General features: G+C 66.2%; 11 protein-coding genes. 3 read left to right on the top strand and 8 right to left on the bottom strand.

Translation table 11 applies throughout. The features are described 5' to 3' along the window. Nucleotide 1: 1 nt before the first annotated feature. Complete coding sequence (locus AC05QJ_RS21400) at nucleotides 2–481, top strand: isochorismatase family protein (protein WP_476743277.1); 480 nt, start codon at nucleotides 2–4, stop codon at nucleotides 479–481. Nucleotides 482–554: 73 nt separating this feature from the next. Continuing rightward, nucleotides 555–1235 carry a phytanoyl-CoA dioxygenase family protein gene (locus AC05QJ_RS21395; protein WP_476743276.1) on the top strand — a complete coding sequence of 227 codons (681 nt, stop codon included), beginning with the start codon at nucleotides 555–557 and terminating at the stop codon, nucleotides 1233–1235. Nucleotides 1236–1492: 257 nt separating this feature from the next. Here the strand turns inward: AC05QJ_RS21395 and AC05QJ_RS21390 are convergent, their stop codons facing one another. The 8 genes from AC05QJ_RS21390 to AC05QJ_RS21355 form a co-directional block, all read right to left on the bottom strand. Continuing rightward, nucleotides 1493–2518: an HlyD family secretion protein gene (locus AC05QJ_RS21390; protein WP_476743275.1), complete on the bottom strand. Its 1026-nt coding sequence runs from the start codon at nucleotides 2516–2518 to the stop codon at nucleotides 1493–1495. Continuing rightward, nucleotides 2515–4599: a TolC family protein gene (locus tag AC05QJ_RS21385; protein ID WP_476743274.1), complete on the bottom strand. Its 2085-nt coding sequence runs from the start codon at nucleotides 4597–4599 to the stop codon at nucleotides 2515–2517. Before AC05QJ_RS21385 ends, AC05QJ_RS21390 begins: the two co-directional genes overlap by 4 nt. Before the next feature lie 14 nt (nucleotides 4600–4613). Further along, nucleotides 4614–5942 (bottom strand): glycosyltransferase family 2 protein, encoded by a 1329-nt coding sequence (locus AC05QJ_RS21380; RefSeq protein WP_476743273.1) that lies wholly within the window; start codon nucleotides 5940–5942, stop codon nucleotides 4614–4616. Further along, the gene (locus AC05QJ_RS21375; RefSeq protein WP_476743272.1) at nucleotides 5942–7309 is read right to left on the bottom strand and encodes a TackOD1 domain-containing metal-binding protein; all 1368 of its coding nucleotides are present in this window, start codon (nucleotides 7307–7309) and stop codon (nucleotides 5942–5944) included. Before AC05QJ_RS21375 ends, AC05QJ_RS21380 begins: the two co-directional genes overlap by 1 nt. A gap of 176 nt (nucleotides 7310–7485) precedes the next feature. After that, entirely contained in the window at nucleotides 7486–7977 is a 492-nt protein-coding gene (locus tag AC05QJ_RS21370; RefSeq protein WP_476743271.1) for a hypothetical protein, read from the bottom strand. Nucleotides 7978–8266: 289 nt separating this feature from the next. After that, the gene (locus AC05QJ_RS21365) at nucleotides 8267–9493 is read right to left on the bottom strand and encodes an MFS transporter (RefSeq protein WP_476743270.1); all 1227 of its coding nucleotides are present in this window, start codon (nucleotides 9491–9493) and stop codon (nucleotides 8267–8269) included. Between the two features lie 238 nt (nucleotides 9494–9731). After that, nucleotides 9732–10502 (bottom strand): class II aldolase/adducin family protein, encoded by a 771-nt coding sequence (locus AC05QJ_RS21360; RefSeq protein WP_476743269.1) that lies wholly within the window; start codon nucleotides 10500–10502, stop codon nucleotides 9732–9734. A gap of 22 nt (nucleotides 10503–10524) precedes the next feature. After that, complete coding sequence (locus tag AC05QJ_RS21355) at nucleotides 10525–11364, bottom strand: TauD/TfdA dioxygenase family protein (protein WP_476743268.1); 840 nt, start codon at nucleotides 11362–11364, stop codon at nucleotides 10525–10527. Between the two features lie 211 nt (nucleotides 11365–11575). Between AC05QJ_RS21355 and AC05QJ_RS21350 the strand changes: the two genes are divergently transcribed. Continuing rightward, nucleotides 11576–12256, top strand: a complete 681-nt coding sequence (locus AC05QJ_RS21350; protein WP_476743267.1) for a TetR/AcrR family transcriptional regulator — start codon at nucleotides 11576–11578, stop codon at nucleotides 12254–12256. The last annotated feature ends 59 nt before the right edge of the window (nucleotides 12257–12315 follow it).

Here is a 12315-nt window from a genome sequence, read left to right as displayed (position 1 = left end):
CATGCGTCAGGTGTTACTCATCGTCGATATCCAGTCCACCTTCAGCCCGCCCGAATGGCTGGTGGACCGCGCGCGCTGGCTGGCGGCCAAGCTGCCGGCGATCGCTTCGGTGGAGTTGCACGATGAACAGGTGACGCCGTTCGACCGGCAGTTGGGCTGGCATCCGGCGGCGGAAGACGAAAGCCTGGTTGAAGTGGACCGGGTGTTCGTCAAGCATGGCTATGGCCAGACCGCCGAGGCGATCGCCTACCTGCGCGAACTGGGTGTGGAGCGGGTGCTGGTGTGCGGCATGCAGACCGAGACCTGCGTGCTCGCCGCCGGCTTCGCGCTGTTCGACGCGGGGTTGAACCCGACACTGGTCACCGACCTGACCGTGGGATCATCGCTGGACCGTTCGGGGCAGATGGGCATCGAGTTGTGGAAGCATCATTTCCGCCAGGTCACCACGACGAAAGAACTGGTGGCCGCGCTGGAGGCCTGATGCACGTCATGGCGCACGGAAAGCGACCCGCTATTCTCGCGGCAGCGCACAGGAACAGGATATCGAGAGCCCCATGACAGACCGGGAACAGCTTCATCGAGACGGCTACGTGTTGTTGCGTGGCGTGATTCCGGCGCCGTGGCTGGACGAGCTGCGCGCCACGTTCGACGCGGGATACGTACCGTCGGGCGAGTGGCCGGTGCCCCGCGGCTGGGACTGGCGCCACGCGCAACTGGACGAGGACGCCCGGGTGCAGGCGGTATGCCGCTTGCCGGCAGTGCTGGCGGCGGTGGGGGTGTTGATCGGCGAACGCTTCTTTCTCGCCCAGGTGGAGGGCCGGGAACCGGTCGCGGGTGGCGGGCATCAGCGCTTGCACCGGGATGCCCATGGTCAGCGGACAGGGGACCGTGTCACGGCCATGGCCTTCTTCGACGACTACGGACCGCACAACGGTGCGACCCGGATCGTTGCCGGCACCCATCGGCAGACGGCGGACGAAGCGCCGTACGACCTCGATGACGAGTCCGGCGCGGTGCAGATCTGCGGCGCGGCGGGGGATATCCTGGTGTTCGATGTCGATGTGGTGCACGGCGCATCCCGGAATCCGAGCGGGGCACGCCGGCGTTCGCTGTTGATCAACTATGCGGCAGCGCCGTTGTATCCAGCGCTGCTGTCCACCGTTGCCCTGCGCAATGTGCGGATGGACACTGCCGAGCAGTTCGAGCCTGCGGATTACCCCGTTGCCGGGGCCTGAACCTGTGGGAGCCGGCGTTGCCGGCGATGGCGTCATTGCAGCCGGCACAATTGCCTGGCCAGGCCTCATCGCTGCATGGGTCTCTACCTGGCTCTTTTGACGGGTGGAGACAACAAAGCGCTTGGCGGGAGGCTGGGTCAGGGCTGCCATGCACCTGTCGATGGATCTTCAGCGCTCTTGAGATCGAGCGCCGCCCGTGCGGCGCATCGCCGGCAACGCCGGCTCCCACATTTTGCTGCAACGCGCCATGGCCTGACTCAGATCGCCCAGCCGAACAGCTTGAAATGCTGATTGGGAAAGCGCACCCGCACCGGTAGCGAGTCGATTCGCCACTCGCTGGCCAGGGGCTCGGTGAACCGCGCCGGTACCATCAGCCCGCGCGCCGGGCTGCTGAACGGCTTGCGCAGATCACTCGGCAGCGGGTTGGCGCTTTCCGCCGGGTTGATGACTTCGGCCCCCACCCATTCGCCGTTGGGCAGGCGCACATCCAGTGCCGAGCCCGGTGTGGAGTGCTCCACGTCCTTCGGGTCCAGGTACACCCACAACTGTGCCGGGCCCTCGCGTTCCAGGCGCATCAGCAAGGTGCCGGGGCCGACGTTCTCGCCCGGTGCGGCGATCACTTCGGCCACCCGGCCGGCCTCGCTGGCGTGCACGTCCATCCGCGCCAGTTGCTCTTTCAGCCACTGGCCCTCGCGCTGCTGTTGCTGTTCGTAACTGCGGTTCTCGCCCGTCGTCAGGCTGCGCTCGAACGCCAGCAGCTCGGACTGGCGGCTGTCCAGTGCATTCTGCGCCTCGAGCATTTCGCCACGGGTGGCCGCGCCCTGTTGCAGCAGCCAGCGGGTATCGCTGACCTTGCGTGCGGCGCGCTCCACCAGGCTCTGCAACACGGCACGGTTGCTGGCGCTCAGGTCCGCGTTACTGGCTGTGGCGGTCGGGCCGGGTTGCAACAGGCTCAGGCGCAGGCGCCACTCGGGGTTGTCGAGTTCCACCAGTGGCATGCCGGCCTGCACATGATCACCGGCCTGCACCCGCAGTGCGCGGATCTCGCCGGGCTGCATGGCGCGCACGTCGAGGGTCGGCAGGCGCACCAGCGCCGGGGCCTCGACCCGCAGCAGGGCCAGGCCGTAGCGTCCCACCAGCCACAGGGCCGGCAGCAGGATCAGGAACAGGATCAGGTACCAGCGCAAGCGGAAGGCCAGGCGTTTGCCGGGGGCATACAGGACCTGCATGCCGTTGTCCTGGGTCGGGTGGTGTTCCTTGGGGCTGTTGAATTTGATCTTCATCGGCTTCTCGGGTAGTCGGTCCAGGATTGCCAATCGATGCCGCTGACGCCGGCGGGCATCAGGGCGCGTTGCCACTCGGTGGCCTGGGCTTGCAGTTGCGGGGCTGAGGCACCGCGCCAGCTCAGATCCTCTGGCTGGTCGCGTTCGACGCTCTGGGCAAGGCGCAGGTGCAGCGTCGGCCACTGGCGGGCAATGTCCAGAACGCGGGCGGCACTGCTGCGCGGATTGCGCGAATAGACCATCAGGCTGATCTCGCCGACATCCATGTGCTGCAACTCGCACGGCACGCAGGGCGTGCGCCGGGCCTGGTCCTGGAACCAGCGCGGATGGCTGGACAGGTGCAGCGGCCAGGGACTGGCGGCGCGGGCCTCGCGCAAAGTGTCGAGCCAGTCGCGCAGGCGCTGGTCGGGGACCGGCCAGCCCAGTTGCTCGACCTCCAGGTCCAGGTGCAGGCCGTCGAAGGGCAGGCGGTCGAACTGCTGGATCAACCTGAGCAGCGCCGGGCGTTGCGCGGGCGTGATCCAGCCCGGGTCGCCCAGCAGCAGGTTGACCTGCATGCCGGCGACGTGGGCGTCGCGCAGCAGTTCGCCGAGAGCCGTGCGGGTACTGGCCAGATCGCTGACCTGCGCGGCGTCCAGGCCGACATTGATGATGCGAATGCCGGCCTGCCTCAGCGCCCGCAGTTCCGCGTCACGGGATGCGGGGGCGAGCAGGGCCTGGCTGTGCCACAGGTAGGCGCCCTGGCGCCACTCACGGGCGGTTTGCGCCTGCTCTGGCGCGAGAGGCTGCCAGTGCAGGCGTTCACTGCCCAGCAGCGCTTCGAAGCCCGCGCTGTCGTCGCCGAACAGGCGCAGGGCGGCATCCTGCAACCAGGCCGCGTGCCAGGCGGCGATCTGGGCGAAGCCGGCGTTGTAGTGATCCACTTCGGCCTGGAGCAGGCGCAGGCTGGCTTCGCCCGCATCCAGCCCGGTGCGCTGGCGGCGCTCCTTGACGATGCGGTCCACGGCGCTGCGCCGTTCGCTGCGCCAGACATATTCGTTGGCATTGCGCCGCTGTTGCTCCAGCACCTTGCCCAATTCGCGCAGCAGGGCGCCATGCTCCCGTTCCCTGGCCTGCACGGCGGCCTGGTACCGCGCCTCGCCTTCGCGGCTGCGGGCCGAGCCGTAGTCGAGCAGGTCGAGCGGTGCGCTGAAGGTGACCCCGGCGCTGAGGCCGCTGCCGTTCTCGCCGGCACCGCTGCGTTGTTCCACGCTCTGGGTGACGTTGAAGTACGCATCGATGGCGCTGTACCAGGGGCGTTGCCGACCTTGCTCGGCGAGGTTCAGGTCGGCATCGCGGCGGGCCAGGCGCGGGTTGTCGTCCAGTTGCGCCCGCCAGGCGTCCAGCGGCCGGGGATGGCCGGCCAACGGGATGGCTACGGGTGTGGCCCGCCCATCCAGGTCCACCCCGAGGCTCTGCAGGCTGGTGCGGATGTCGCTCAGCAGGTCGGGTTGCAGGGCACAGCGGCGAGTGACCGCTGTCCATTCACTGCGCATCAGTTCGGCGTCGGAGGGCAGGATCCACTGGCCGTCGAGGCGTGTGCGCAACTGCTCGGCGGCGCTGGCGGCGGCCGCCTCGACACCCTGGCACAACTGCTGTTCCTGGGTGGCCCGCCACCAGTCGGCGTACGCGCTGCGCACCGCCAGGCGTTGGCGGGCACGCTGATAACCCTGCTCGATCTGACCCAGGCGCACATCGCGTTCGCTGGCCCGCACCGCGTCCAGGCGGCGGGCCAGGCTGCCGAGCAAGGGGTAGCGCACGCCGATGGCGGCGCTGCGACCGTAGTAGTCGTCGCGCAGGTCATCGGTGACCAGTTCGTGGTAGCGCCCGGCGTTGGCGCTGCCGAACACCTCCCAGCCGCTTTCGCTTTCACGCTGGTCGCGAGCGGCGTAACGGGCTTCAAGCTCGGCGTTGCTGGCGCCACCGCTACGGGCTTCACCGGCCTGTTGCAGGGCCTGTTCAAGGGTTAGCGGAGCTGCGGTGGCCAACAGCGGGGCGCAGAAGGCCAGCGGCAGCAGACGAAGTGCTGTTTTCGTGATCATGGATAAGGAACGCCTTAGAACCGGTTGGCCCGCTTGAGCACCCACCAGGGCGCCATGCTCGATTCTTCGTGGCCGCGGCGCAGGGTCTCGTTGAGGATGGCGATCACGCTCCAGCAGCGCAGGGCGTACATCGCCAGGGGATAGAACGGCAGGATCCACACCAGCGCCAGATCCTGCCGCGGCCGCTCGCTGACCATCAGCATCAGCCCCAGGTAGAGCAGGCTGCTCATCACCAGATAGAGCGCGTAGATCAGCAGCGAATAGAACAGCAGTGCCGTCGGCGGCAGGATGAACAGCGCCACCAGGCTGTAGCCGAGGATGATGAACGGCAGCACCAGCTGGAAGAACAGGCCGCTGATCAGCAGCATGAGGAAGTTCGGCCAGCCCAGCAGGCGCGGGGTGAAGGCGTGACGGTGCTTGCGCAGGTAGATGAACAGCAGGTCACCGTCCCAGCGCAGGCGCTGGTCGAGGAAGCCGCGCAGGGTCGCCGGCGCGTCGGTATGGCCGATGGCGCGTGGCTCGAAGGGAATGCGCAGTCGGTAGCGACGGAAGTAGCTCTTGATCCGCAGGGTCAGGTCGAGGTCTTCGGCGGTGTGGGTATCCCAACCGCCGATCTGTTCGAGGAAGCTGCGACGGAACGCACCGAAGGCGCCGGAGACGTTGTTGACCAGGTTCCACTCGGCCAGGCCGATCTTGCACATGTGGATCGATAGCAGGTACTCCAGCGCCTGGATCCGGGCGATCCATGATTGCCGGGCATTGCGCACCCGCAGGCTGCCGGCCACGGCGGGCACCTTGGGGTCGGCGAAATGGCGGACCATGCGCACCACCATGTCGTTGTCGAACGAGGTGTCGCCGTCGACGTTGATCAGGATCTCGCCGGTGCTCAGCGCCAGGCCACTGTTGAGCGACGACACCCGCCCGCCACGCTGCCACTTGGCGATGGGCCGCAGTACCCGGTTGGCCGGCAGGCGATGTTCGGCCTTGAAGCGTCGCACCACCTCGGTGGTCACCCGGTTGGCGGTGGCGCCGTCGATGATCGGGATGATTTCGATCATCCCTGGATAAGTCTGTTCGGCGAGGCTGCGCAGGGTCAGCTCGACGTCCTTGCCCTCGCTGTAGCAGGTGATGATGCACGACACCCGCGGATGCCAGGCGGCGTGCCGGGGCACGGTGGTGTGCTCGCGGACGAACCAGCGCAGGGTGCCCAGCAGTACCAGCAGGTTCAGTGGTACTTCCAGCAGCAGGAAGTACGGGAACACCATCAGAAACAGCCGCCAGTGGCCATCGGGCCCGCGTATTTCAGCGAGCCAGGTATCGAGGTGAGCGAGCAGGGCATCCATCAGAGTGCTCCTGCCAGGCGCGCCATCAGCAACTCGGCGTCTTCCTTTTCGACCAGCTCGTTCGGTGCCACGCAGCCGCTGGTGGTGAGCACGATGTCTTGCAGGTCCTGGCCGACAAACAGCTCGCTGATCTGGTTCAGCCGCTCGGTGACCCGCTGCAGGCCGATGTTGTCGGTGCACATCAGCAGCAGCCACAGGTGTTCTTCGCTGGTGCGGGTGCAGCGGTCGGTGTCACGGATGGCGACCTGAATGCGTTCGATCAGGGTGTCGAGCAGCGCGTGGCCCCGTTGCGGGCCGAGGCGTTCGAGCGCCTTGCCCAGGTTGCGAAAGCGCACGCCGAGCACGGCGAAGGTCGGTGCGCCGTGGCGGGCGATCAGTTCAAGCTGCCAGTCCAGCAGGGTCTTGAAGGCGTTGACCCCGACCAGCGACAGGCCGCCGAAGTACTGGTCGAAATCGCGCTCCAGCCCTTGCCGTGCCGCGAGCAGGCCGGCCTCCGACAGGTGCAGGTCGTGGAGCTGCCGCACCAGCAGGTCATCCGGCGTGTGCTGCTGGCCGCAGTCCAGGCAGCGGGCCTGGATATCGGCATCGACGAAGAATGCCGAGCAGGCCTTGCAGCTGTAGTTTTCCAGCGGCCGGTCGTAGTCGGTGCCGATGTGCCGCAGCCGGGTCAGGCAGTTGGGGCACAGCAGCACGCCGTCCTTGAGGTACTCGGCCTGGGCGCCGACATGGCCGCAGGTGAAGCAGTGCAGGGACGGTTCGCGGACGATCTCCAGCGAAGTGCATTCGACGCACACGTCCACGTAGTTCAGGTGGCCGCTGCCGCAACTGCGACAGAGGCGAATGCGGTCCACCAGGCGGTGGCTGTCCAGCAGGTTGCGCTGAATCAGGCTTTGCACCAGGGCGTGGCCGTTGAGCAGGTCATCGCCCAGCGCATCGATCAGCGGGTAGTGGTACAGCGCCGGCGATTGCGGTGCCCGCAGCGCTTTCAGATTGCCGGGGGCGCGCAGCCAGAGGTAGGCGAGCAACTGCGCTTCCGGGCCCTCCGGTGCCCGTCCGCGATTGAACACGGCGAGGCGCTCGCACCATTGCTGCCAGGCCTGTACCGGTTGCTCGGGCAGCGGGCCGTCGGTCAGGGCCTGGGTGAGCGGGTGTTCGCTGGCGCAGAAGATCAGGTTAAGGGCGTAGGCACGATGGCGCCGGAGCTGCTGTGCCCAGTCGGCGTTCTGTTCGGGGCTGCCGGTGAGCACCAGAACGTCGGCCGGTTGCTCGGCGAGCAACAAGGCGAGGCTTTCGAAACGGACGATGGAAGCGGGAACTGCGAAGTGGCCGGGGCCTAGGGCGACAATGCGCGGGTTGGGTACGGTCATCGGGCATTCCAGTGGCGTGGTCTGGAAGGTCCGACTATCGATTGGCGCGCAAAGTTCTACAGCCAGATTAATTTGTACAAGTATTCAGGCCTGACTCCGGATCGCCGCAACGGCTCGCAGAGAAGCCTGCGCTGATGCTGTGGTAGCCGGAACCCGCCCGGCTACCCTCGGCATCCTTAGCTCATGGTCACGCCGAGTTTGCTCATCAGGCTCAGCATTCTGTCATCGGCACTGATCGATGCCTTGAAGTCCGCGTACAGCCGGTCGTTCAGCCCGGGAATGGTCTTCACCACGTTGTAGCGGGCGCTGAGACCGCTGAGGCCGTTCTTTTCGTAGGCGGCGAGCAGATGCGTCTGCAGGCCCTCCGAATACTCTTTCAGCTCCGAGGCGGACGCAGCGGAGAACGCGGCCGTTTTCGGATCGCCCGCCGGGTCGCTGCCGTTCAGGCTCAGACCAAATCCGCTCATCCAGCTGGGGATCGCATAGGCATCCACGGGCAGGCTTTCATTCGTGCTGCTGGCGGCAGCCGATTTCGCGCTGGCAGCCGTGGTCGGGGCAGCCGATGCCTGGGTTTGCTGGAAACTCGATTCTTGCGAGTCGTCGATGCGCTTCTTCTGCGCCGTGGACGACGGCGGGGTGAAGTGAACGGGGGTGACGTTGACTTTCATTGGCAGCTCCTTGCAGTGCAGCGCTCATTCGTTCGGGTGAATCAGCGCCTGGTCATGATTCCATTTATGAACAGCGTGTCGGGAAGGGAGCAGGATCCGTGCCAGCGAGCAGCGGCAATGGCGGGTGATGGGCAATGGCAGATGAAGAGTGCTTGTGACCCTGGGCAGCGGCACTGGATTGCCGGGTGGCGGCAGCGTCGTGCCGCCATCCGCCAGTAACGGTGTACTGCGTCAGTGGCGGGTTGGCGGGCTCGAACGCTTCAAACGAATGCCATGCCCGCCCGCCGGTTCAGCAGGCCTGAGCCGCCAGACGATTGCTGACGTTGCGCCCCAGCACGAACACCGTGACAAACCCGCAGCCTACCAGGGCCGTGGCCAGGCTCAACAGGACCGCACTGCCCATCTGGTCGACGATCTGCCCGCCGAAGAACGAGCCCAGCGCGATGATCACCTGGAACATGGCGACGAACAGCGGCATGCCGCGTTCGACGTCCTTGGGGGCGACGACGAACATCCAGATGCTGGCGCAGGCCGGGAAGGCGCCGAAGGCGAAGCCCCAGAGTGCGATCAGCATGGCGGCGCCGGTCAGGCCGGTGGCGAAGTGCGGGAACAGCGCGGTGCTGACGCCGATCAGCACGGCCACCAGCAGCAGAGTGTGGCGCACGCTGCGGTTGGCGGCGAAGCCGGCGAAGATGTTGCCCGCCACCCCGGCCATGCCGTAGAGCAGCAGCAGGGAGCCGATGGTCGGCCCATCGAAGCCGGCGTTCTGCTTGAAGAATGGCGCGACATAGGTGTACGCCGCAAAGTGCGCCAGGCCGATCAGCAGGACCGCGATCAGCCCCACCCGCGCCTGCGGGTTGATGAACAGCGCCGGCAGGTCACTGACGCGAATGGCCTTGTCCGGGTTGAGCCGCGGCAACAGCAGGACCTGCGCCAGCAGCACCGGAATGCCCAGCAGTGCGGTGGCGAGGAAGGTCATGCGCCAGCCCATCAGGCCGCTCAGCCAGGTGCCGACGGGCACGCCCAGTACGGTGGCCAGCGTCACCCCGACCATGATGATCGACGTCGCCTGGGCCACCCCCACGCCGCGGGGCGCGAGGCGTCCGCTGAGGGCGATGGCGGTCGCCCAGAAACCGCCGATGCTCACCCCCAGCAGCACGCGACCGAACAGCAGCAGGCCGAAGCTGCTGGCACCGGCCACGATGCCGTTGGCGAGGATCATGATCAGCGTCAGGCCGATCAGCAGGTAGCGCCGGTCGAGGGCGCCGATACCTACCGACAGCAAGGGCGCGGCGAGGGCGGCCATGATGCCGGGCAGGGTCACCATCAGTCCGGCTTGCCCGGCACTGATACCGAGGTCGCTGGCGACATCGTTGAGCACGCCGACCGGCAGGAATTCGCTGGTGACCAGGGCGAACGCGCCCACTGCGACCGAGAGAATCGCCAGCCACTGCTGGCTGACACTCTGTTGATTATGTTCGGGAAGGCCGTGGGGGGCCTGGCTGGCGCTTGGCATCGTGATGGGTTCCAAGGGGGGAATGGCGCCTGAGGGCAGGCGAACAGGAGCGGGGAAAAACGGAAGGCGATTATAGGAGCGGGGGTCGGCAGGCCGACAGGCGGGCCCTTCGATAGTAATCATCAGCGTGATCGATGAAAGGCCTGTGGGAGAGCGCTCGCTCCCACAGGCCCAGGCAAATCCAAAAGTGATGTCTTGTTTCATTGGAACGGGCGCAGGCTCCTGCAAGGGCCAGGCTTTAATCCAGCACTGCCGGATCGCGCCGGATCTCCTCCCGCGCCATGGCTTCCCAGAGGAACGGGAAGCCATTGGCATCGGTCCGTTCCCCGGTCGCCCGCACGACGGCGGCCGGGAGCGGCGAGCCACCGCCCAGCGTCTCGACGCACCAGGCCAGGCGGCTGCGCCATTCCAGCGTTATCGCCCGCAGGTGTGCCTGGCGAATGCCGTTGGCCACCAGCAGCACGCCATGGTTGGCGAGCAAGGCCCATTTCTGCGTGCCCAGCGCCTCCACGACGGCGCGACCCCGTTCGAGGTCTTCCACCGTGCCGCGGTATTCGTCGTAGAACACCGGGTCGGTGTCGACCAGGGCCGAGGTCTGGTCGTAGATCGGCGGCACGCGCCCGACTGCCGACCACACCGAGCCCCATTGCGGGTGGTTGTGGATCACCACGCCGACATCGTGTCGCGCCGCGTGCACGTCGATGTGCAGGTTGATGGCGGGGGTGATGTTCCAGTCGCCTTCGATCACCTGGCCATGCCGGTCGAGGCGCACGATATCCGAGGCGGTCAGCTCGCTCCAGGTGAGCTCCCAGGGATTGGCCAGGTAAGTGCCGTCGACCTGGCGAACGGTGATGTGCCCGGCGATATGGTCGTTGTAGCCCTCGCGGGAGAGGACCCGGCACAGCAGTGCCACGCGCTGGCGCGGGGTCAGCTCGGGGAGCAGCGCATGGCGGCCTGGCCGGGGAATGTAGCGGGCCAGCAGGTCTTGGTTCAGTTCATCCTTCAACATGGCAATGGTCTCCTGGCGTGGGTCAGGCGTGGTGAGCGCCGTGTGCGAACACCGAGGTGCGGTGCATGCGTCGCTGGTGCGGCTGATAGTCCAGGATGGCGTTGTGCAGCACGCTGCGGTTGTCCCACAGCACCATGTCACCGACTCGCCAGCGATGGCGGAAACCGAAGTGCACCTGTTGGCAATGGGCGTGCAGGTAACCGAGCAGCGCATCGCTTTCGAGGCTGGGCAGGCCATCGACATGGGTGGTGTAGGTCGGGCTCAGGTACAACGCCTTGCGCCCTGAAACCGGGTGCTCGATCACCAGCGGGTGCAAGTGCCGGCGGTTCATCGCGATGACCTCGACGTAGCGCTCATGGGCGACGACGTTCTGCCGCAGCGCCGCCGTCATCGGCCCGTTCATGTCGTGCCAGGCGCTCAGGCCGTCGAGGTACTGCTTCATGCGCGCGGACAACTGGTCGTAGGCGCTGGTCATGCTGATCCAGCAGGTATCGCCGCCACTGGGTGGCAGGATCTGCGCGTGGGTCATGGTGATGATCGGCGGGCTGGGCAGAAAGCTTTCGTCGTGGTGCCACATATCGGCGCGATCACCCTGGCGGGAATCGATCACCGTGATCTGCTCGAAACCTTCGCCCAGGTTGGGGTAGAAAGTGTGGACTTCCGGCTCGCCGAAGTGGCGAGCAAGGGCCAGGTGCTGCTCGGGGCGCAGCGCGGGAACCGGCAGGACCAGGGCTTCGTGTCTGACCAGCGCCGCCTCGAGTGCCGCCAGCGTTTCTGGCAACACCACCGAGGCGGGATCGAGATCGAGGACTTCGGCACCCAGGTGTGGACCAAGGGGCCGGACAGTGAAAGAGGACGACATGGGCAATCTCCCGATAGGGCTGAATATCCGATCTTGTAGGGCGCTTCATCGCGCGTTTGTACGTTGTCTGATCGACGGGAATGATCATACTCAGCGTGCCAACGGGCAGAAATTCGCATTCCGGGGATGCCGTTAGTTTCAATCAAGCTATTGATTTAATTGATAAATATCGTGGATTAGAGCCAGTCAGGAACACAGCACTCAGGTTTTCATGAGCAAAAAAGGCAGTGAACCGAAGACGCGCCCGGGGACGACGCGAGAGCCGCTTCCCGCGTTGCGCAAGCGCCCGGCGCAATCACGCTCGCGAGCCCTGGTGGCGGCGGTGGAGCAGGCGTGCCTGCGGATTCTCGATGAAACCGGCGAAGCCTCGCTGACCGTCGCCCGCATCGCGGAAATATCGGGGGTCGCGGTCGGCTCGATCTACCAGTACTTCCCCAACAAGGACGCCATCGTCGCCTTGCTCTACGAACGTGTTCTCGACGAAGAAGCCGAGGCGTTGCTCAGGGTGCGCGAGCGGCTGGTGGGCGTGCCGTTGAAATCGGCGTTGCGCGAGATCCTGGCCAACATCATTCGCGTCGAAACCCGCCTGTTCAAACTGAACAAGGCTTTTCACCTGCGTTACCACTCGGCCCTTCACCTGGGCATGTGGCGTGGTCCTTACCAGACGACAGGGGAGTTCATCGAAGCCACCTGGCTGCCGCTGTTGCAGATGTACGAACACGAGATCACCACGACGCATCCGGCCCTGGCGGCGTATTTGCTGGGGCAGGGGTTACGCAGTGTGATCCGCTCGGTACTGGAGGACGTGCCGGGGTATCTGGAGGATCCGGGGTTGCTGGAGAGCCTGGTCTGCATGGCGGTGGGATGTCTGCGGCCTTCGGCGGCCGACTGAGCGCAGGTTTGCGTGCAGGCGGGCGGAGGCCCTTGGTCCTTGCATAAAATCGTCCGACT

The organism is Pseudomonas sp. TUM25319, assembly GCF_056388475.1.
Note: the sequence above shows the minus strand (reverse complement) of the source record. Positions and strands in the feature narration are given on the sequence as shown.

Excerpts from the sequence above, each read along its gene's own strand:
- AC05QJ_RS21400 (WP_476743277.1), top strand. The coding sequence starts at position 2 with ATGCGTCAGGTGTTACTCATCGTCGATATCCAGTCCACCTTCAGCCCG.
- AC05QJ_RS21395 (WP_476743276.1), top strand. The coding sequence starts at position 555 with ATGACAGACCGGGAACAGCTTCATCGAGACGGCTACGTGTTGTTGCGT.
- AC05QJ_RS21390 (WP_476743275.1), bottom strand. The coding sequence starts at position 2,518 with ATGAAGATCAAATTCAACAGCCCCAAGGAACACCACCCGACCCAGGAC.
- AC05QJ_RS21385 (WP_476743274.1), bottom strand. The coding sequence starts at position 4,599 with ATGATCACGAAAACAGCACTTCGTCTGCTGCCGCTGGCCTTCTGCGCC.
- AC05QJ_RS21380 (WP_476743273.1), bottom strand. The coding sequence starts at position 5,942 with ATGGATGCCCTGCTCGCTCACCTCGATACCTGGCTCGCTGAAATACGC.
- AC05QJ_RS21375 (WP_476743272.1), bottom strand. The coding sequence starts at position 7,309 with ATGACCGTACCCAACCCGCGCATTGTCGCCCTAGGCCCCGGCCACTTC.
- AC05QJ_RS21370 (WP_476743271.1), bottom strand. The coding sequence starts at position 7,977 with ATGAAAGTCAACGTCACCCCCGTTCACTTCACCCCGCCGTCGTCCACG.
- AC05QJ_RS21365 (WP_476743270.1), bottom strand. The coding sequence starts at position 9,493 with ATGCCAAGCGCCAGCCAGGCCCCCCACGGCCTTCCCGAACATAATCAA.
- AC05QJ_RS21360 (WP_476743269.1), bottom strand. The coding sequence starts at position 10,502 with ATGTTGAAGGATGAACTGAACCAAGACCTGCTGGCCCGCTACATTCCC.
- AC05QJ_RS21355 (WP_476743268.1), bottom strand. The coding sequence starts at position 11,364 with ATGTCGTCCTCTTTCACTGTCCGGCCCCTTGGTCCACACCTGGGTGCC.
- AC05QJ_RS21350 (WP_476743267.1), top strand. The coding sequence starts at position 11,576 with ATGAGCAAAAAAGGCAGTGAACCGAAGACGCGCCCGGGGACGACGCGA.